This window comes from Rhodanobacter sp. B05 (genome assembly GCF_002001085.1).
Lineage (GTDB): Bacteria > Pseudomonadota > Gammaproteobacteria > Xanthomonadales > Rhodanobacteraceae > Rhodanobacter.
In genome coordinates, this window is sequence record NZ_MUNU01000009.1 from 183,648 (window position 1) to 203,650 (window position 20,003).

Annotated in this window: 20 protein-coding genes; 9 read left to right on the top strand and 11 right to left on the bottom strand. The window is 66.3% G+C overall.

All coding sequences use genetic code 11. The features are described 5' to 3' along the window. Positions 1–15 precede the first annotated feature (15 nt). The 3 genes from B0E47_RS03880 to B0E47_RS03890 all read right to left on the bottom strand — a co-directional run bounded on the left by B0E47_RS03880 (position 16) and on the right by B0E47_RS03890 (position 3,778). Positions 16–510 (bottom strand): AmiS/UreI family transporter, encoded by a 495-nt coding sequence (locus tag B0E47_RS03880; RefSeq protein ID WP_077512686.1) that lies wholly within the window; start codon positions 508–510, stop codon positions 16–18. 95 nt (positions 511–605) lie between these two features. Then, positions 606–3,089 (bottom strand): FtsX-like permease family protein, encoded by a 2,484-nt coding sequence (locus B0E47_RS03885; protein WP_077512687.1) that lies wholly within the window; start codon positions 3,087–3,089, stop codon positions 606–608. Beyond that, on the bottom strand, positions 3,086–3,778 hold the full coding sequence (locus B0E47_RS03890; protein ID WP_077512688.1) for an ATP-binding cassette domain-containing protein: 693 nt from the start codon (positions 3,776–3,778) through the stop codon (positions 3,086–3,088). Before B0E47_RS03890 ends, B0E47_RS03885 begins: the two co-directional genes overlap by 4 nt. Between B0E47_RS03890 and B0E47_RS03895 the strand changes: the two genes are divergently transcribed. From B0E47_RS03895 to B0E47_RS03905, 3 genes are all read left to right on the top strand, one after another. Then, positions 3,777–4,388: an arylesterase gene (locus B0E47_RS03895; RefSeq protein ID WP_077512689.1), complete on the top strand. Its 612-nt coding sequence runs from the start codon at positions 3,777–3,779 to the stop codon at positions 4,386–4,388. The genes B0E47_RS03890 and B0E47_RS03895 overlap by 2 nt on opposite strands. 108 nt (positions 4,389–4,496) lie before the next feature. Next, on the top strand, positions 4,497–5,228 hold the full coding sequence (locus tag B0E47_RS03900; protein WP_077512714.1) for a response regulator transcription factor: 732 nt from the start codon (positions 4,497–4,499) through the stop codon (positions 5,226–5,228). Between the two features lie 21 nt (positions 5,229–5,249). Further along, positions 5,250–6,272: a HAMP domain-containing sensor histidine kinase gene (locus tag B0E47_RS03905; protein ID WP_077512690.1), complete on the top strand. Its 1,023-nt coding sequence runs from the start codon at positions 5,250–5,252 to the stop codon at positions 6,270–6,272. Between the two features lie 34 nt (positions 6,273–6,306). Here the strand turns inward: B0E47_RS03905 and B0E47_RS17355 are convergent, their stop codons facing one another. Together B0E47_RS17355 and B0E47_RS03915 are read right to left on the bottom strand one after the other, a co-directional pair. Further along, on the bottom strand, positions 6,307–7,665 hold the full coding sequence (locus tag B0E47_RS17355) for a 3-oxoacid CoA-transferase (protein WP_077512691.1): 1,359 nt from the start codon (positions 7,663–7,665) through the stop codon (positions 6,307–6,309). A gap of 95 nt (positions 7,666–7,760) precedes the next feature. After that, entirely contained in the window at positions 7,761–8,486 is a 726-nt protein-coding gene (locus B0E47_RS03915) for a hypothetical protein (RefSeq protein ID WP_139351320.1), read from the bottom strand. Positions 8,487–8,627: 141 nt separating this feature from the next. Here B0E47_RS03915 and B0E47_RS03920 point away from each other — a divergent pair, with 141 nt between their 5' ends. The 3 genes from B0E47_RS03920 to B0E47_RS03930 all read left to right on the top strand — a co-directional run bounded on the left by B0E47_RS03920 (position 8,628) and on the right by B0E47_RS03930 (position 11,416). Beyond that, the gene (locus tag B0E47_RS03920; protein WP_077512693.1) at positions 8,628–8,999 is read left to right on the top strand and encodes a BlaI/MecI/CopY family transcriptional regulator; all 372 of its coding nucleotides are present in this window, start codon (positions 8,628–8,630) and stop codon (positions 8,997–8,999) included. Continuing rightward, positions 8,986–10,293 (top strand): M56 family metallopeptidase, encoded by a 1,308-nt coding sequence (locus tag B0E47_RS03925; RefSeq protein ID WP_077512715.1) that lies wholly within the window; start codon positions 8,986–8,988, stop codon positions 10,291–10,293. Before B0E47_RS03920 ends, B0E47_RS03925 begins: the two co-directional genes overlap by 14 nt. A 121-nt stretch (positions 10,294–10,414) precedes the next feature. After that, positions 10,415–11,416, top strand: coding sequence for an isoaspartyl peptidase/L-asparaginase (locus B0E47_RS03930; RefSeq protein ID WP_077512716.1), 1,002 nt, complete (start codon positions 10,415–10,417; stop codon positions 11,414–11,416). A 117-nt stretch (positions 11,417–11,533) separates the two neighbouring features. On the opposite strand, the gene B0E47_RS03935 is transcribed toward B0E47_RS03930, so the two are convergent. The 5 genes from B0E47_RS03935 to B0E47_RS03955 all read right to left on the bottom strand — a co-directional run bounded on the left by B0E47_RS03935 (position 11,534) and on the right by B0E47_RS03955 (position 16,988). Beyond that, the gene (locus tag B0E47_RS03935; RefSeq protein ID WP_254422788.1) at positions 11,534–12,088 is read right to left on the bottom strand and encodes a TlpA disulfide reductase family protein; all 555 of its coding nucleotides are present in this window, start codon (positions 12,086–12,088) and stop codon (positions 11,534–11,536) included. Positions 12,089–12,111: 23 nt separating this feature from the next. Next, entirely contained in the window at positions 12,112–13,203 is a 1,092-nt protein-coding gene (locus tag B0E47_RS03940; protein WP_217318893.1) for a transporter, read from the bottom strand. A 241-nt stretch (positions 13,204–13,444) separates the two neighbouring features. Next, positions 13,445–14,029, bottom strand: coding sequence for a response regulator transcription factor (locus B0E47_RS03945; RefSeq protein WP_077512694.1), 585 nt, complete (start codon positions 14,027–14,029; stop codon positions 13,445–13,447). A gap of 73 nt (positions 14,030–14,102) precedes the next feature. After that, on the bottom strand, positions 14,103–15,386 hold the full coding sequence (locus B0E47_RS03950; RefSeq protein ID WP_077512695.1) for an ATP-binding protein: 1,284 nt from the start codon (positions 15,384–15,386) through the stop codon (positions 14,103–14,105). A 57-nt stretch (positions 15,387–15,443) separates the two neighbouring features. Further along, positions 15,444–16,988 carry an oligopeptide:H+ symporter gene (locus B0E47_RS03955; protein ID WP_077512696.1) on the bottom strand — a complete coding sequence of 515 codons (1,545 nt, stop codon included), beginning with the start codon at positions 16,986–16,988 and terminating at the stop codon, positions 15,444–15,446. 338 nt (positions 16,989–17,326) lie between these two features. On the opposite strand from B0E47_RS03955, the gene B0E47_RS03960 reads away from it, so the two are divergent. Beyond that, a complete protein-coding gene (locus tag B0E47_RS03960) occupies positions 17,327–17,698 on the top strand; it encodes a diacylglycerol kinase (protein WP_077512697.1) in 372 nt (123 codons plus the stop codon). A gap of 17 nt (positions 17,699–17,715) precedes the next feature. On the opposite strand, the gene B0E47_RS03965 is transcribed toward B0E47_RS03960, so the two are convergent. Continuing rightward, positions 17,716–18,537, bottom strand: coding sequence for a sel1 repeat family protein (locus B0E47_RS03965; RefSeq protein ID WP_077512698.1), 822 nt, complete (start codon positions 18,535–18,537; stop codon positions 17,716–17,718). A 135-nt stretch (positions 18,538–18,672) separates the two neighbouring features. On the opposite strand from B0E47_RS03965, the gene B0E47_RS03970 reads away from it, so the two are divergent. Continuing rightward, positions 18,673–19,293: a LemA family protein gene (locus tag B0E47_RS03970; protein ID WP_077512699.1), complete on the top strand. Its 621-nt coding sequence runs from the start codon at positions 18,673–18,675 to the stop codon at positions 19,291–19,293. Position 19,294: 1 nt separating this feature from the next. Next, positions 19,295–20,003 (top strand): TPM domain-containing protein (locus tag B0E47_RS03975; RefSeq protein ID WP_254422789.1); only part of this gene is annotated, 709 nt, incomplete at its 3' end.

Genomic DNA, 20,003 nt, shown 5'->3' on the forward strand with positions numbered 1-20,003 from the left:
CCGGGTGGCCTGGCATCACCAGCGCGCCAGCAGCATCAGCATGCCGGGGATCCAGCAGGTGACGATGCCCACGACCACCGTGTACGGCGCGAGGAAGCGCTTCACGCGCAGGCCGGTGCAGGAGTCGATGAAGAACAGCAACCACAGGCTCGACCAGATCAGCCAGATGGCGGCCATGCGCAGATCGCCGAGGCGGTACGCATCCCAGCTCAGCGGCAGCGCGGTGATCGCGACGAACAGGCAGTACCAGCCCAGTCCGCGGCCATCCAGCTTGAACCAGTGCACGGCGGCCACGTACAGATAGGTGAAGGCGAACAGCAGGCCCGAACCCACGGCGAGAAAGTCCGCCGGCGTGGAAGCCTGGATGGCGCCCAGCGCCGCCGCGAATGCCGAGAGGCTGCCGACCAGCAGGTTGAGTACCGCGGCCTCCTTCGCCTCGATGCGCCCGGCGAGGGTCAGTCCGTTGACGATCAGGATGACACCGACAAAAAGCAGGACGACGCCGAGCATGGGCGAACTCTCATGAGTGGACGGATGGACGTGTGATGCCGCGGCGGCCAGTCTCGCATGGCCTCGCCGCGGAGGCGATGATCGCGGCGCGGCCCTCAGCCCTCGCGCAACAACCGCATCGGCGGCGTGCGGCTGACCTTGCGGGTGCCGGCCAGGCCCAGCAGCATCACCACCAGTGCCGCGCCGACGGCGCCGCCGAGCAGCGGCCACAACGGCGGCACGAAGTGCTCGATATGGAACACCGCATGGCCCAGCCACAGTCCGGCACCGGCCGCGCCGAGCGCGGCGGTGAGGCCGGCGACCAGGCCGAGCAAGGCGAACTCGCAGGCCGCGGCCACGCGCAACTGCGCACGGCGCGCGCCCAGCGTGCGCAACAGCGCCGCTTCATGGCGGCGTTCGGCGGCACTGGCGGCGAGCGACGCGGCCAGCACCAGCGCGCCGGCCAGCAGGCTGAAGCCTAGGATCCAGCGCACCGCATTGCCGACCCGGTCCACAATTTCGCGCACGCGGTCGAGCAGCGCATCGACGTCGACCAGGCTGAGGTTGCCGTAATCGCGCGACAGCTGTGCCAGCGCCTCGGCATGCCCGCCGGACAGGTGGAAGCTGGCCAGCCAGGTGTGCGGCAGCTCGCTCGCATGCACCGGGTCCAGCAGCAGGAAGAAGTTGACCCGGAACGAGCTCCAGTCGACCTTGCGCACGCTGCCGACGGTGGCCTGGATGTCGCGCTCGCCGACGTGGAAGGTCAGCGTGTCGCCCAGCTTCAGCGCAAACATGTCGCGCCACATGGTGTCGATCGAAACCTCCGCGTGCGCCGGCGCAGGCCCGGCCCAGCGACCGGCGATCACCTCGTTGGCTGGCGGCAGCTGGCCGGCCCAGGACAGCCGCAACTGCCGGTCTGCCCAGTCGTTGGCGCGGGCGTCGTCGAAATGGAGTCGGTCGATCGGCTGGCCGTTGATCGCCGTGAGCTTGCCGACCGCCAGCGGCGCCATGTTGAGCTGGTCGGCACCGATGCGCTGCAGTGCCTGCGCGAAGCCGGCGCGCTGGTCGTCCTGCAGGTTCAGCGCGAACCAGTTCGGCGTGTCGGCCGGCAACTCCTGGCGCCAGCCCTGCAGCAGCGACGGCGCCACGATCGCCAGCAATAGCAGGGCGCACAGACCAAGGCTCAACGAGGTGGCCTGGATCACGCTCAACATGCGGCGCCGCGCCAGCGCGGCCAGCCCCAGGCGCAATGCAGGGTGTGCGCCGGGAGCCACGCGTCGTGCCAGCCACAACAGCAGCAGCGCCAGCAGCGCCGCGATCGCCGCCACGCCGATGAGGCTGGCGGCGAGGATGCCGGCGAGCTTGAGCGAGCTGCTCTGGCTCCAGATCAGCAGCAGCGCCACCAGCAGCGGGATCAGGTACAACGCGTCGAAACGGCGCGCGCGCCGGGTCATGCTCTGGCGGAACACCGCCACCGGCGACACCTCGGCCAGCCGCGCCAGCGGCGGCAGCGCGAACCCAACCAGCACCGCCAAGCCCATCGCGGCGGCGGCGAGCGCGGGCGCCAGCGGCAGCGAGGTAGGCACGTTGCCGAACAATTGGCTGGCCAGCAGCCATGCCAGTTGCGCCAGGCCGAGCGCCAGCAGCATGCCGAGCGCTGCGGCCGGCACCGCTAGTGCGCCCAGCGTGCCCAGCAGCAGGCCAAGCACGCGCCGTCGCGAGGTGCCGAGCGCACGCAGCAAGGCCACCTCGGTGCTCTTGCGCCGCGCGTAGCGCTGCGCGGACAGGGCGATGGCGATGCCGGCGAGCAGCGCGGACAGCAACGCCGTCAGGCGCAGGAACGCACCGGCGCGATCGAACGCGCTGCGCATGCGTTCCTGCGTCTGTTCCGGCGTGATCAGCTGGGCGCCCTGCGGCAGCGTGGCGATCCGGGCCCAGTCGCGCCAGCGCTGCACGTCTGCCGGCGAACCGGCCAGCAGCAGGCGATGCCGCGCGCGACTGCCCACCCCGAGCAGACCGGCGGCCTCGGCGTCGACCAGGCTCATCATCGCCCGCGGCGCCAGCGCCAGCAGCTCGCCGCCGTCGGGTTGGCGCATCAATTCGGCGGCGATGGTCAGCTCACGTCCGCCCAACTGCAAGCGGTCGCCCACCTTCAGGCCCAGCGCCACCAGGGCCCGATGATCGAGATAGACGGTACCCGGCGGTGCGCCGTGTCCGATGCGCTGGCGACCCGCCGCATCGGCCAGTTCCAGCGTGCCGCGCAACGGGTACTGCGCATCGGTGGCTTCCACGTCGAGCAACTGGGCCTGCTGGTGCGCGAACGCCACGCTGGGGAAACCTGCCGTGCGGGTGATCGCCAGACCATCCTGTCGCGCCTTGACGGCGAAGCTGTCGGGCAGGGCTTGCGGCGAACCGATGCCGATATCGCCACCGATCAATTCCGCGGCACTGGCCAGCATGCCGCGTTCGATTCGCGTGGCGAGCGTGGCCACCACGCCCAGTGCGACCACCGCCAGCACCAGCGAAGCCGCCAGTGTGCGCAACTCGGGCAGGTGCCATTCACGGCGCAGGTTGCGCAGGGCGAGTCGCAGCATCCTCATGCGTGGATGCCTGGCACGACACGACCTTCGTCCAGCTCGATCCCGCGCTGGCAGCGCGCGGCCAGGCTCGCGTCGTGGGTGACCAGCACCAGGGTGGTGTGGTGGTCGCGGTTCAGCGCGAACAACAGGTCGCAGACGTGATGGCCGGTACGCTGGTCGAGGTTGCCGGTGGGCTCGTCGGCGAACAACACGCACGGGCCGTGCACGAAGGCACGCGCGATCGCCACGCGCTGCTGCTCGCCGCCGGAAAGCTGGGCCGGATAATGGCGCCGCCGCGGCGACAGCCCGACCGCGTCGAGTGCCTCGCGGGCGCGACTTCGCGCATCGCTGCTGCCTTCGAGCTCCAGCGGCAGCATCACGTTTTCTTCGGCGGTCAAGGCGGGCAACAGATGGAACGACTGGAACACGAAGCCGACCAGGCGCCGGCGCAGGTCGGCGCGCGCCTCCTCGTCGAGTCGATGCAGCGCGTGGCCGTCCAGCGTGATATCTCCCGCATCGGGCGTGTCCAAGCCCGCCAGCAGGCCGAGCAGGGTGGTCTTGCCCGAGCCGGAGGCGCCGACGATGGCGAAGCTCTCGCCGGCCATGATGTGCAGATCGACGCCGGACAGGATCTCCAGCCTGCCCTCGGGGCCGCGGACCGACTTGCTAACATGGCAGGCTTCGAGGAGCGGACGGGTAGGGTCATTCATGCGTCGATGCCTGTGGTTGCTGGTTTTTCTCTGCGGCATCGGCGGTGCCCAAGCTGCGGTGCCGAAAACCGTCCTGGTCCTGGGCGACTCCCTGTCCGCCGCGCACAACATCCCGGTCGAGTCCGGCTGGGTGCATCTGCTGGACGTGCGTCTTTCCAACATGGTGCCGAAGTGGACGGCGGTCAATGCCAGCATCAGCGGCGAGACCTCCCTGAGCGCGCGCCATCGGCTGCCGGCCCTGCTGCGGGAATACCATCCGGCCGTGCTGGTGATCGAGCTGGGCGCGAATGACGGCCTGCGCGGCTTGCCGTTGCCGGCGCTGCGCGACAACCTGGCGGCGATGGTCGAGCTGGCACGGCAGCACAAGGCGAAGGTGTTGTTGCTGGGGATCGAGCTGCCGGTCAACTACGGGCCGCAGTATCGCGACGGCCTGCGCGCGATCTACGCCGACCTGGCGCGCGATCGACATATCGCTCTGGTGCCGTTTCTGCTTGACGGCATTGCGCTGGATCCGGCGCTGATGCAGGACGATGGCCTGCATCCGGTGGCCAGCGCCGAGCCACGCGTGCTGGACAACGTCTGGAAGCAACTGCAGCCCCTGCTGCATTGAGGGTCACGCCCAACGCGCCCTGAACCCCTGGCGCGTGGTTCACATCCTCGTCACTGCGTCGCCGTGTATATCTTCACAAATGTGAAACCGACCGGCAGCGAGGACTATATGACCTTACACGACGAGCAAGCGGGACTGATCTTGCTGGTGGAAGACAACCGCCAGATCGCCGAAATGGTGGGTGAATTCCTCGAACGGCGCGGTTACTCGGTGGACTACGCCGCCGATGGCGTCAGCGGACTGCACCTGGCCGTATCGAACAGCTACGACGTGATCGTGCTGGACCTGATGCTGCCGGGGCTGGACGGCCTGGAGGTCTGCCGCAAGCTGCGCAAGGAAGCGAAGAAGTCCACCCCGGTGCTGATGCTGACTGCCCGCGACACGCTGGAAGACAAGCTGGTCGGCCTCGAAGCCGGTGCCGACGATTACCTGGTGAAGCCGTTCGAGGTCCGCGAACTGGAGGCGCGCCTGCGTGCGCTGATCCGGCGCGATCGCCGCCAGGTGTCCACCGAAGTGCTCACCGTCGGCGACATGACCCTGGATACCGCCACCTTGCGCCTGACCCGCGATGGCCAGGAACTGGTGGTTTCGCCGATCGGGCTGAAGCTGCTGGCGATCCTGATGCGCGAATCGCCGCGGGTGGTCAGCCGGCGCGATATCGAGCGCGAGATCTGGGGCGACACCCTGCCCGATTCCGATACCCTGCGTTCGCACCTGTACAACCTGCGGCGCGTCATCGACAAACCCTTCGCACGACCTCTGTTACACACCATCCATTCGGCGGGGTATCGTCTGGCGGATCTCGAATCGGAAATGCCCTCGACGACCCAACCCGCGTGACTTAAGACACGGCGGAAGGTAATGAACAGCAGGGTGACGAACGCCATCACATTTCGCGCGGGGGCTTTCAAGCGGCGCATCGCATGGGTGTTCGGGCTGCAGTTCGTGGTCCTGGTGATCGTCTGTGCGATGGGCATTTTCAACGTGGCGCCGTGGGAAGCGGTGATTGTGCTGATCCTGATCACCACCGTGCTTGCCTGCCTGGCGACCCAGCACGAATGGGGGCCGATCCGTTCGCTGGCCCGGCTGATCGACGGCTGGAGCGACGACCAGCCCGATCCGGAGGCGTTCCAGCCGCAGCGTTTGCCGCGTCGAACCGACGCCGACGTGGCATTGCTGGCGCGTGGCCTGCACGGTTTCGCCACGCGCATTGCCGGCTACAACCAGCGCGAGCGCAACTTCACCCGCGATGCCAGCCACGAGCTGCGCAGCCCGCTCACGGTGATCAAGATGTCCGTGGACATGCTGGCCGACGAAGCGGGGCTCAGCGACTTCGGTGCGCGCTCGGTGCGGCGGATCCATCGCGCTTCGCGCGAGCTTGAAATGCTGGTCGAAGCACTGCTGGTGCTTGCGCGCGACGCCGACAAGCCGGCGGACAAGGAGCGCTTCGTGGTGAACGACGTGCTTCGGCGCGAATTGCAGGCCGCGCGGGAATTGCTTGCCGGTCGGCCAATCGAACTGCTGCTGGAGCAGCCGGCAAGCTTTGCCCTCGAAGGCTCGCCGCAGGTGTTTTCAGTGCTTTGCTGGCAGTTGCTGCGCAATGCCTGCCAGCAGGCCGAGCGCGGCAGCGTGGTGGTCAGGGTGGAGCCGGGCGTGGTGAGCGTGAGCAACCGGCCCGATCCGAATGATGTCGGTTGCACAGCAAGCCCGCCCGGGAGCGCCGATCGGCACGGGTTCGAACTGGCGATTGCGCGTCAGATCAGCGACCGCTTCGGCTGGCCGCTGGAACTGCAGACCCGGCTCGACCGGGAGAACGTCGCGCGCATCCATTTTCCCGACCCGCTGCCGGTCGAGTCGGCCAACACGGCTCCGTCGCCGCCGTAGCCCGCCCTCGGACCGGAGCGCATATCCGGCGTGATCAGCCCGCCAGTGACTTGTCGATCGCGAATGCGCAGCCGGTCTTCGCCTTCACCTCGTCCAGCGTCACGCCGTCGTTGAGTTCGAGCAGGGTCAGGCCCTTGCCCTTTTGCACCGCGAACACGCACAGGTCGGTGATGATCAGGTCGACCACCTGCTTGCCGGTCAGCGGCAGGTCGCAGGCGTCCTTGATCTTCGGCGAGCCGTCCTTCGCGTTGTGCTCCATCAGCACCACCACGCGCTTGACGCCGCTGACCAGGTCCATCGCGCCGCCCGGCCCCTTGACCATCTTGCCCGGCACCATCCAGTTGGCCAGGTCGCCGTGGGCGGACACTTCCAAGCCGCCGAGGATCGACAGGTCGATGTGACCGCCGCGGATCATCGCGAACGACTCGGCGCTGGAGAAGAAGCTGGAACCGGGCAGGGTGGTGATGGTCTGCTTGCCGGCATTGATCAGGTCGGGGTCGAGCTGGTCTTCGGTCGGGAACGGGCCGATGCCGAGCAGGCCGTTCTCCGATTGCAGGGTCACGTTGACGCCGTCGGGGATGTGGTTCGCCACCATGGTCGGAATGCCGATGCCCAGGTTCACGTAGAAGCCGTCCTGCAGTTCCTTCGCGGCACGTTTTGCCATCGCCGTGCGGGTCGGATTTTCCTTGCCGGCGGCCACGCCGGAAATCGTGCGGAACTCGATGCGCTTCTCGTACTTCTCGCCCTGCACGATGCGGTCGATGTAGATGCCTGGCACGTGGACGTTGTTGGGATCCAGCTCGCCGACCGGCACCAGGTGTTCCACCTCGGCCACGCAGACCTTGCCGCAGGTGGCGATCATCGGGTTGAAGTTGCGCGCGGTCTCGCGGAACACCAGGTTGCCGTGGGCATCGCCTTTCCAGGCCTTGACGATGGACAGGTCGGCGGTGATCGCTTCCTCCAGCACGTATTCCTTGCCGCCGAACACCTTGGTCTCCTTGCCCTCGGCCAGCTTGGTGCCGAACGCGGTGCGCGTGTAGAAACCGGGGATGCCGGCGCCGCCGGCGCGCAGCTTCTCGGCCAGCGTGCCCTGCGGGGTCAGGTGCAGTTCCAGTTCGCCGGCCAGGGTCTGCCGCTCGAACTCCTTGTTCTCGCCCACGTACGAGGCGTACACGCGCTTGACCTGGTGCGTCTTCAGCAGCGGGCCCATGCCGAAATCGTCCACGCCGGCGTTGTTGCCCACGATGGTCAACCCCTTGGTGCCGGCTTCCAGCAGCGCGCCGATCAGGTTCTCGGGGATGCCGCACAGGCCGAAACCGCCGGCCGCGATCGTCATGTCGTCGAACAGCAGGCCATTGAGGGCCTTGCTCGCGCTGGGGTAAACCTTGTTCATGGCAAGCCTTCCTGCAGGAGTATCAGCTGCCAAGGATACGACGGATTGCCCGGCTGTCATGTTGCACAAAAGTCGCAGGCCTCATCGAAGGCGCATCAGCCCACCGCGAGGTAGCTGCGGCGGAACTGCACCGGCTTTTGCAGCGTGGGCAGCTTCCACAGGTTCTGGATGGTGAGTTCATGGCCGTCGGCCGAGCGGACCCAGTCCTGCTGGAGCAGCCGGCCGTCGGTGAAGTGGATCGTAATGCGCACGCCGTTGGCATAGGCCTGCCCCTGCACCATCGCCTCGCCATTCAGCGATTGCCGGGACTGCCCATCGAGCCTGACCTCGAGTCGCTCGCCGTTGTCGAGCTGGATCTGCACCGATCCCGCCTGCTGCTGCACCAGCAACACCGAATCTGTCTGCAGCAACGGCGGCAAGGCGAACTGCGCCTGCGCCAGCGGATCCTCGCCGGTGTCTGCCGACTTGGCTGCGTTGTCGCGGGAACCGTGATGGCCGCCGCGATGACCCGCCATGCCGCCTCCACCCATGCCACCCGCATGTCTTCCCGTGTGACCCGCCGCGCCGGTGCTACCCGACTGCGCCGCGGTGGCTGCGGCCGCCGGCAGTACCGCCGGCTGCTCGCGGCGCGCCTCGGCATGGAGCATCGCGGTGAGTGCGTCTGCGCTGTCGCTGTGCTGGTCGTCGAGGCGCCAGGCGCCACTCATGTCGGGTGGCGCAGCCCACGCGTTGAACGTGACGACGCAGGCACAGGCCAGCAACAGGCGCAGGCCAGGCCGCAATGACCATGCTGGCAGGGGCGACGGGGCAGTCGGGCACATGCGCGGACTCTGAAAACGCAGATTCAATGCATGAAGACGCGCGAGCCGGCGTGGCGTTGACAGCCCGTTTCGTCCGGGTGACTTGACGTTATCATTTACGCGTGTAAACATCATTTCGCTTACACGCGTAAACGGTGACCCATGGCGATCAGCGAAGCGGAAGCGGTGGTGATGGACGTGCTCTGGCGCGAGGCGCCACGCACGGCCGAGGAAATCCTCGCCGAAGTGGGCCCGGCGCAAGGCTGGCAGGAGGGCACGGTGAAATCCCTGCTCAACCGGCTGCTGCGGAAAAAGGCCGTGCACGCGGAGCGCGACGGCCGCCGCTACCTCTATACGCCGTTGCTCGCGCGCGAGCAGTACGTGTCGCAGGAGAGCAAGGGCCTGCTCGATCGCCTGTTCGGAGGCCGGGTGGCGCCGCTGGTGGCGCACTTCTCCGAGCAGCGCAAGCTGTCGAAGAAGGACATCGCCGAACTGCGCAAGCTGCTCAAGGAGCTCGATGATGAACAGCATTGAGCTGACCGGGATCGACTGGCTAGGGCGTGGTTGGCCGCTGGTCCTCGCCTTTACCGCAGCCACGCTACTGGTGGCAGCGTTGCGCAGGCCATGCAGGCATCTGTTCGGTACCGAGCGCGCGTTCCAGCTCTGGCTGCTGCCGCCGCTGGCGATGCTGGCCAGCCAGCTGCCGCATGGGGTCGCCAAAGGGCCTGCAGCGCTACCGACGATCATGTACACCATCACTGCGGTGACCACCGCATTGCCTGTGCATGGCGCCACGGCAAATGTCGTTGACTGGCGTACGTGGGCATTGCTGGTTTGGTTGGCCGGCACCGTGGCCTGTCTGCTTCTCGCCGCAGGCGCACAGTCTCGCTATTGTCGCCGATTGCGTAGCGCCACTCCCTTCGACGGTTTGACTCTGCGTTGGCCGGTGCTGCGTGCAAGCGTCACGAACGTAGGTCCGGCCTTGGTGGGTGCATTCCGCAGCAAGATCGTGCTGCCGGTTGACTTCGAGCAGCGCTACGACACCACCGAGCAAAAATTGGTTCTTTTCCACGAGGCCACTCATGCACGCCGACTCGATGGTTGCTGGGGTCTGCTCGGTCAAGTTGCGGCGGCAACATTCTGGTTCAATCCGCTCGCGTGGTGGGCGCTCGCCGCGCTTCGTCATGACCAGGAACTTGCCTGCGATGCGGCTGTGCTGCGCGAGTACGGTGAGCACCGACGCAGCTACGCGAACGCGATGTTGAAGACTCAGTCGGCCGCATTTGCGCTGCCGGTAGGCTGTCCCTGGTCACCCCGGCATCCCGTCACGGAGCGAATAGCCATGTTGAAACGGAAACAACCCCGCACGATGCGTCGGCTCGTCGGTGGCGCGGCCATCTTGCTGATTGCTGTCGGCATCGCCAGCGTGGTGTATGCCGCCATACCGGCGCAGCAGGGAGCATCCGTGATGAGCCACGCTGATCGCCATACCTTGAAGCTGGAACTCGCGGTTGACGGAAAGCCGGCGCGCCTTCACGCCACCGTATGCCTCAAACCCGACCAGTACTACCAGCTGACCGAGACCGACATTGGTCAACTGCCACCATGGCATGGTCGCTTTACGGTTGGGCCGGCGGAGAAGGGCGAATTGGAGGTACGGGGAGAACTCAGTGGTGGTTCGTTGGCCGCGCCCAGTTATCCTAAGCTTCGCATGCTGCCGGGACAGAAGGGAACCATCCAGATCGGCCAGCAAGTTCACGACAAGCAGGGCCATGTGACTGAGGATCACACGATCAAGATTGACGTGACTCCCAGCATCGGTTGCTGAATGCACGGCTGAGGTCAACAGACGGCTCGCTTATACTGGCGATGTTGCCTTGGAGATCGCCGTCGTGAAACCGCACCGCCGCTCCCTTGTTGCTGCCACCTTCGCGGTTGGAATCGCCAGCATGAGTCATGCCGCCGTCGCGCCCGTGCTGGTGATTCACGGCGGTGCCGGGGTGATCAGGCACGACATGACGCCAGCGAAGGAAAAGGCGATCCGCCTGGCGATGACCGAGGCGCTGCGGCGCGGCCATGCCGAACTCAAGGCCGGCAAGTCGGCGGTTGATGCCGTGACGGCGGCACTTGTCGTGCTGGAGGACGATCCGAACTTCAACGCGGGCAAGGGCGCAGTGTTCACCCACGACGGGAAGAACGAGCTCGATGCGGCGATCATGGATGGCAGCACGCTGGCCGCGGGCGCGGTGGCCGGGGTGCGGCGTGTCAGGAATCCGATCCTGCTGGCGCGCGCGGTGATGGAGCATTCGCCCTACGTCATGCTGTCGGGCGACGGTGCCGAGACATTCGCGAAGGAGCAGGGCATCGCCCTGGTCGACCCGTCCTATTTCCGTACCGAGGAGCGTTGGCAGCAGTTGCAGAAAGCTCTGAAAGAGGATGCCGCGAAGCGGCCGCATGTAGACGTCGAGACGGCCAAACATTTCGGCACGGTCGGCGCGGTGGCGCTGGATGCGCAGGGCCATCTGGCCGCTGGCACCTCCACCGGCGGCATGAACGACAAGCGCTGGGGCCGCATCGGCGACTCGCCGGTCATCGGCGCCGGCACCTATGCGAACGATGGCTGTGCGGTCTCCGGCACCGGCTGGGGCGAGTTCTATCTGCGCACCGTGGCGGCGTACGAGATCTGCATGAAGGTGACCCAGATGCGCATTCCGCTCAAGCGCGCCGCCGCCGAGGTGATCAATCAGGAGATCCCGTCGATGGGCGGAAACGGTGGCGCGATCGCGCTGGATGCGCAGGGTCAGATCTCGATCCCGTTCAATACCGACGGCATGTACCGCGGCTGGATCGGCGCCGATGGCGTGCCGCACGTGGCGATCTACGGCGACGAGGATGACGGTACCGCCGAGTTGCCCGAACCGGCGCCGGCGGACAGCACGAAACCCCTCTAGGAGCCTGGGTCGCAGAAATGTTCGAGGCGAAGCGCTCTACAACAGCGAAGCTGGACCAAGCAACCGGCTTTGCAGCCCGGACAGTTTCTGCGGCTCAGGCTCCTAAGCTTTGCGGAGTCACTCGGATGACTGCAAGAGTGGCGTGATCTGGCGCTGCAGGCGGTCGGCCGTCCATGTCGGGGTCTTGTCCTTCCAGCCGTCTTCAATCAGACGGCCATCGCGGCCGATGACGAAACTCACCGGCAGGCGCCAGATGCGACCGTAGCCGGGTACGCGCGGATCGCCGAGCAGGCCCGACGGGAAGCTCAGGCTCCGGGCGATCGTGCGGGCCTCATCGCGTTGCTCCGGTGTGTCGAGGCTGAAACCGAGCACCACCAGGCCATCGCGCGCGTGCTGTTGCGCGTAGCGCGAAAGCAGGGGCAATTCTTGGCGGCACGGTGCGCACCAGGTTGCCCAGAAGGTGAGGATGATCACCTTGCCATGCAGGTCACGCGTATCGATCCGGTGGCCGTCGAACGTGTGCAGCACGATCGGCGGGGCCGCTTGCCCCACGACCAGGTCGTTCGCGCGCAGCGGCGGCGCCAGCACCAGCAGGCACGCCAGCGCGAGCAGGCGCGCCAGGCGCGAGCGCATCGTGCGGGTGCGGTCCGTGGTGGAAAATGGGAGAGTCATGGTCGACATGGCGGCTGGATGTACTACAGCGCCATGCTGAGGCCGACGGTGCCGGTCCAGCGCGGGAACAACTGGTAACCCTGCAACTGGCTGTAGACCGGCAACTGCACGAAGGCGTAGACCTGCATGCGTCGGCCCAGGCTCGCACTGATGCCGGGGCTGAGGTAGACCACGCTGCCGGCAGTGTCGGGCCGGTCGGCGAACGCGCCCTGGTCGGCGCTCTTGTGGAACGCGTTGACCTGCAACTGCGGCACCCAGTTCGCGTGCGCTTCGTAGCGCAGTCCGAAACTCAGCGAGGCGAGGTTGCCCGGACGGAAATCCGCACCGGATTGATCCAGTCGCTGCGACACCGCTGCCTGAAACTGGGCATTCACGAAGGCGTCGAAATTCTGGCTCACCGGCTGGTAGTAGTACGCGCCGGCGATCAGGTCGGTACTGCCGGTGCCGGCTTGCAGGCTGCTGTCGAGCGACTCACCACGGGCCGGGCCGGTGCGGAAGGTGACCGGATGACCGACGAAATCGCCGTCGTCCGTCTGCCCGCCGTAACGGCCGGTCGGCAGCTTCACGCCGAACTGCACGCCCAGGTTGTGCGTGGGCAGGAAGCCCTGGTAATCGCCCAGTACCTTGATGTCGCCGATGCCGGCCACGCGTGCGCTGCTGACCTGGTCGGGCGCGGTGGCGGCAGGCGTATACGGTGATTGCTGCTCGCCGTAGGTGGTGTGGTCGCGCGACACATACGGCAGCACGGCGCTGACACCCCAATCGGCATCGAAGCGGTAGGCGATGGTGAAATTGACGTAGCGGTTGCTGGTGCCTTTTTCGATTTCGCCGCCACCCAGCGATGGATCGGACGGCTGTTCGACCACCTGCTGCGGGGTGGCCTTGCCGTGGCCGTGGCGCAGGCTGTTCTGGTCGATCCAGGTGTCGTCGAGGTTGAGCCGCCAACCCGATTGCGTCGAATAGCCGGTCGCCGCATCCGTGCTGAGCGTGCAGCCACAGGTCGCGCAAGCGTGGGCGTTCGACGGCGCAAAACCAGCGGCGAGCAGCAGTCCGATACACGCCGTCGGCTTGAAGGCATGGCGAATGGAGGATGCTTTGTGCGAGGCGGACGGCATGGCATTCCAATGTGACACTGGACGTAGGTCCAGGGTTGCTAGGATAGCCCGTTGCCGCGTAGGCGAAAGACGGCGCGTTGTCGCAGCGGGGGCGGCGATGGGATGCGCGGGCGCGGCGAAAGGTGCCCGGGGTGAGCGAGAAGTGAGTGGAGAGGAGTGAGAGAAGGCGATACGGACGGCTCACGCCAGAGTCGGGGGTGAGCAAGCCCGCTCTCACTCCTCTTCACTCACTCCGGCTTCCTCAGTCTTCCCGCTCGGGCCGTTCGCGCACCGGGTGCTTGCTCAGCTTGCGCTGCAGGGTGCGGCGGTGCATGCCGAGGCGGCGCGCCGTCTCGGAGATGTTGCCATCGCACTCGGTCAGCACGCGCTGGATGTGTTCCCATTCCAGCCGGCGCAGGGCCAGCGGTTGTTCGGGCGCATCCGGCGGTTCGCCGTCGTCGTCGGCGTTGTCGCCGTCGAGCAGCGCACGCACCACGGCATCGGCATCGACCGGCTTGGCCAGGTAATCGTGGGCGCCGCGCTTGATCGCTTCCACCGCGGTGGCGATCGAGGCGTAGCCGGTCAGCAGCAGCACGCGCAGGTCCGGCACCAGGGTGTGCAATTCGGGGATCAGGCGCAGGCCGTTTTCCTCGCCGAGTTTCAGGTCCAGTACGCAGTAGCGCGGACGGTGCCGGCGGGTCAGGGTGCGTGCTTCGTCAAAATTGCCCGCCGTGATGACCTCGAAGCCGCGCGAGCCGAGCGCGCGCGCAAGCACCCGTAAAAAGGTGGCGTCGTCGTCGACCAGCAGCAAGGGACGCGTTGGGTCGACGTGGGGCAACTCGGTCATGGGGGTGTTTCCTGAAAGTGGAGCAGGGCTCATTCTTGCCGGAAGCGCGCACGCTTGCACGTAGGCTGGCAGGTCATTTTTCGGCAATCACCGCCAAAGGCAGGCGCAGGCATACTTCCGCGCCGTGATCGGTATTGCCGGCAATCATCTCGCCGTTGAGGCGTTCGGCGGTGGCCTCGGCCAGGGCCAGGCCGATGCCGAGGCCGCTCTGCTTTTGCGAGTAGCCGAGCAGGGGCGGTTCGCCGGTGGCGCCAAAGCCGGGGCCGTGATCGCGCACGCTCAGCTGCAGCCAGCCGCTATCGCGCAATACCCGCAACGCCACCGCGTGCGAGTGGCGACTGGCCGAGGCATCGGCGGCGTTGTTGAGCAGGTTGAGCAGTGCGTGGCGCAGGCCCGGCGGCGTGCGCAGCACGGTCTGCGCGGTGGCTTCGTCGAGCTCCAGGGTCAACTCGGCCTCGGGTCGCAGCAGCTGGAAGCGCTCCAGGCAGCCGTGGATGAATTCGGCCACGCTGAGTCGCTCCGGTTCCTGCGACAGCTGCGCCTTGCCGAATGCGACCATCTCGCGAAGGATCGTGCGGCAGCGATCGACCTGGCCCTCGAGCAATTCCAGATCGTCGGCGAGCGCGGCATCGCCGGCGTGTTCGCGACGCAGTTCGGGCAACAGAGTGCGCATGGTCGACAACGGCGTATTGAGCTCGTGCGCCGCACCGGCAGCCTGGGTGGCAATCGCCAGGATGCCTTCGTCGCGCAGCGCTCGCTCGCGCACCCGCTGCACTTCCAGTTGCTGCACACGCAGCGCGTGCGCCAGCCGGTTGATGAAGAAACCCAGCAACAGCGCACTGATCACGAAGTTCACGGCCATGCCGGCCACGTGCAGCGAGAAGCCGCCGCGCACCTCGCCATGCATCGGCATCGGTAACGCCACATGCCAGTACAACAGGATCACATAGGCAACGCCGGCAAGCGCGGCCACCGCCAGGATGGCGCGCACCGACAACGCGGCGGCACTCAGCGCGATCGGCACCAGCAGCAGGGTGATGAACGGATTGCTGGCGCCGCCGGTGAAATACAGCAGATAGCCGAGCACCAGCGTATCGGCGGCGATGTGACCGATGGTTTCCCATTCGCGTACCGGCCACGGCTGGGTCAGCCGCCAGGCGGCGAACACCGCGAACACCGCGAGCAGGCCGATGCCCAGAAGCAAGGGCAGCAGCGGGATCGCGAGGTGCATCCACCACGCACACACGAGTACAGCCACGCTCTGCCCGGCAATCGCGCACAGGCGGAGCCAGGCCAGGGTGCGGGTCAGCGCAAACGGACCGATGCGGGTACGCGGGCTGTGGTGACGATGAGGCATGAGGGTGTCTGCGGCGCGCGGCCCGCGCTCACGCGGGCCGTGCGGGTAACACGCGGATTACTGCTCCGACCCGATCGTCGGCAGTGCCGTGTCGGTGGCGATGTTATGCGCGTGATGCTCGGTCGACAGTTTCTTCATCAGCGGCAGCACGGCCAGCGCGATCAGGGTGCAGATGACGCCGGCCACGCCGAGCCAGAAGAACAGGTTGGTGTAGATCGGCATGGTCTTGATCGGATCGGTCACGTCCTGCGGCACGCTGGCGTAGTTCGCCACCACGCCGCCCAGGTATTGCGAGATGCCCGAGGCGACGAAGTAGGCGCCCATCATGAAACCGCCCATCCGCGCGGGCACGTAGCGCGCGATCATCGCCAGGCCAAGGCCGCTGACCAGCAGTTCACCCAGCGAGGAGGAGCCGTAGCCCCACACCATGATCCACGAGGTGGTCTTGCCCGGCGAGGTGGTGAAGTGTGCCGCCGCGCTGTAGATGAAGAAGCCCAGTGCCACCGTCGCGAAACCGAGCGCGAACTTGGCAGCGATGGAAAGGTCCTTGCCGCTCCTGCCTGCGCGGGTATACATGAAAGCGAGGATCGGGCTGAGGATGAAGATCCAGATCGGGTTGAACGCCTGGAACTGCGCCGGCGCCCAGTTCCACAGGTGCAAACCGAAGATGTCGAAGCTGGGGTCGACGTTGCGCAGCGCGAACAGGCTCAGCGACGTCGACATCTGCTGGTAGAAGATGAAGAAGAACACCGTCTGCACGGTCAGTACCAGGGCGGCGATCAGGCCGGCGCGCTCGCTGCGCTGGCTGCTGTAGATCAGGTAGGCGAAGATGCCCAGTACCACGACGCCGGCGCTGTAGACGAAGATTTTCGCCAGGCCTTCGGACTGCAGCACTAGCGCCGAAGCGAACACGGCAACCACACCCAAGCCCAGCACGGCGAGCAGCTTGTTGATCTGCACGGGTTTCTCGTCCGGCGCCGAACCGACGTGGTCGAGTGTATGGCGCATCAGGAAGTAGAGGCCCAGGCCGACCAGCAGGCCGACGCAGCACACGCCGAACGCGGCATGCCAGCCCATCTCGTTGTGGTAGGCGTTGTTGACGTAATCCTTGATCAACGGCGTTGCCAGCATCGAGAACGTCGAGCCCAGATTCACCGCCATGTAGTAGATGGTGAAGGCACTGTCGATCTTGGAATCGTCACCTTCGTAGATCTTGCGCACCAGGTTGCCGGCATTGGGTTTGAACAGGCCGTTGCCGACCACGATCACGCCCAGCGAGCAGAACAGGAACCACACGCTCTGGCCGGGTACGGTCATCAGTGCGTAACCCACCGAGAGGATGAACGCACCCAGCAGCATGGTGCGTCGGGTGCCCAGCACCTTGTCGCCGACCCAGCCGCCGATCGCCGGCGCCACGTAGATCAAGGCGGCGGCCGCACTCCAGGTCAGGTTGGCGCGATCGTCGGTGAAGCCCAGCCGCTGCACCATGTAGTAGACGATGAGCGCCTGCATGCCGTAGTAGCCGAAGCGCTCCCACATTTCGATCAGGAACACCGTGCTGAAGGAGCGGGTCTGCGAGACGGGCGGATTCTGGGTTGCCATATGTTTTCCGTGCGTGGTTCAAACCGTGGCGACGTGCGGGCACGAGCCGGCGCAGAAGGATCCTGAACGGATCACAACCGGGCAAGGGTAACCCATCCACTTGCCGCGCCTAGCTGCAGTGCGACATGACAAAAGCGGTGCTCCGTGCTGAGAGCGAAGCAGGTCGAGCGCGTGCGCGAGGTCGGGCGGTCCCTGTGGCATCATGACGGGCCCATATCCCGCGGTGAGACTGGAAAGTCCTCATGCCGAACACCACCCTGCCCGTGCCGAGCCAGGCTCGCGCCATCCCAACCCACGCCGGATCGCCGTCGCCGGCGACGGCCTGAGCGGGGCGGACGATGCCAGCCGAAGGTTTTCGCGGTCCCAGGCAGCTGTGGAACGCGTTCCAGTGGTCGATGAAGGGCTTTCGCGCCGCGTGGCGCCACGAGGCCTCGTTCCGGCTGGAGGCCAGCCTGGTCGTCGTGCTGGTGCCGTTGGGGCTGTGGCTGGGCGACGGCGGCCTGGAGAAGTTCGCGTTAATCCTGGCGCCACTGCTGGTGCTCTCGGCCGAGCTGCTCAATTCGGCGATCGAGGCGGTGGTCGACAAGGTCAGCCCGGAGTTCCACGAACTGGCCGGGCGCGCCAAGGACATGGGTTCGGCGGCGGTATTCGTGCTGCTGGTGCTGGTGGCGCTGAGCTGGGGATTGATCCTGCTGCCGCGCTGGTTGTGAGCCAGCGCGGCGCGGGCTCAGTGGCCGTCGTTCTGCACGGAGCCTTTCGGCTGATCCGCTGATTTGGCCGGAACGCCGGCACCGTCGACCTGCTCCATCTTGCCGACACTGACCGTGCCCTTCCATTCCTGGTCACGAACCTGGAAATACTCCTTCGGATCCCAACGCCAGCTGGCATAGAGGTTGCCGCAGCCGGTGATGGCCGCACCGCCAATCGATTTCGCGCCGCAGCGAGGCATCCGGCCGCTGCCAATGAATTGTTCCGGCGTGAGGCTGGTCACCGAATCCGAACCGAAGCCCAGGTACGAACCCGTCAATTCGGCGCGATTCCAGCGCAGCACCAGGGCCATGCGGCGCTTGGCGCTCGGATCGCCGTACTCGGGGTAGAGTTTTTCCAGCAGCACCTTGGCCTGCTCGCGCTGCTGCGCATCGAGTTGTGCCCATACCGCATCCCGCGTGGCGAGGAACTGCGGGTATTTGCGCTCGGCGGCGATGGCGATCCAGGCAAAGGCCTGCACCGGATCCTTTTCGACGCCCTGGCCGTTGAGGTACATCAGGCCGATGCTGAGCTGGGACAGTTTGTCGGCGTAGCGGGCGCCGATCAGGAAGTACTTCATCGCCGCCTTGAAATTGCCCGCGGCGTAGCGCTGCATGCCGGTGAACTCGCCGTATTGGTCGGGGTGTCCCCAGGTGGAGCTGTTGCTCATCGCCTCAAGCACTTCCTGCGAGGTCTTGTCCTGCAGCGGGCCGGTCGCCGGCTGGCTGTTCGCAGCGATGACCACGTTGGCGAACAGGCCGCCGATGACCCCGCAGAGGATGCGCTGGCGTAGAAGTTTCATGATGGGTTCCTCTTCATTCCATTGAGAAAGGGTGTCTGGGCAGGCACATATTATTACAGTGTTGAAGCTGAGCATTGCCTTGCGCGGCGCTGGCATGGGTGCTGCAATGGCCACTTCACCGGACGGAGTGATCCAATGAAAACCCTGCGCACCTTCGTGCTCCTGCTGCTCGCCGTCTGTCTCACCGGTTGTGGCTACAACGCGATGCAGCGGCAGGACGAGGCAGTCAAGGCGGCGTGGTCCGAAGTGCTGAACCAATACCAGCGCCGTGCCGACCTGGTGCCGAACCTGGTCAATACGGTCAAGGGCTACGCCCAGCACGAGGAAAAGGTCTTCGTCGAGGTGACCAACGCGCGCGCGAAGGTGGGCAGCCTGCAGGTCAATGCCGACACGCTCAACGACCCCGCCAAGCTCAAGCAGTTCCAGGCGGCGCAGGGCGAGCTGGGCAGCGCGCTGTCGCGGTTGATGGTGGTCAGCGAAAACTATCCGCAGCTGAAGGCCGATGGCCTGTTCCAGAACCTGCAGGCGCAGCTGGAAGGCACCGAGAACCGGGTCACCGTGGCACGCAACCGCTATGTGCAGGCGGTGCAGGAATACAACGCGATGATCCGCACCTTCCCGAACAACCTGACCGCGAAGATGTTCGGTTACACGGTCAAGCCGAATTTCAGCGTGGACAACGAGAAGGCGATCTCCACCGCACCCACCGTGGATTTCGGCAACAGCGCACCGGCGCCTGCCGCCTCGGCGCACTGAAGTGATCCGTCGCCTGCTGCCGATGCTGGCAACGCTGCTGCTGTTGCCGGCGTTGCTGCATGCCGATGCCGCCGTGCCGAAACTGGCACGGCACGTCACAGACCTCAGCGGCACGCTGACGACGGTCCAGGTCGACCAGCTCGATGCGCAACTGACGGCACTGGAAAAGGCCAAGGGTGCGCAGCTGGTGGTGTTGATGATCGGCAGCACCGACGGGCAGCCGATCGAGGAGTATTCGCTGGCGGTCGCCGAAGCGAACAAGATCGGCCGCAAGGGCACCGACGACGGCGTGCTGTTGCTGGTCGCCAAAAATGACCGCGCCGTGCGTATCGAGGTGGGTTACGGGCTGGAAGGCGCGATCCCCGACGCGGCCAACGCGCGCATCATCCGCGAATACATCACGCCCAAATTCCGCACCGGCGACTACTTCGGCGGCATCAGCGACGCGGTCGGCGCGCTGACCCAGTTGATCGAGGGCGAACCGCTGCCGGCGCCGGTGCGGGGCGCGCCGCGGGAGCAACACGGTCCGGGGTTCCAGGGTGTTTTCGTGCTCGCGTTGTTTGCGGGAGTCTTCCTGCGCGGCGTGCTCGGCCGCGCGCATGCGCTGGTGCGCGCGCCGGTGGGCGGCGCGATCATCGGTGGGCTGCTGTGGCTGCTGGTTTCGGCGGGCGCCGGTGTACTCGGCGCGGTGCTGGGTGGCGTCTTCATGC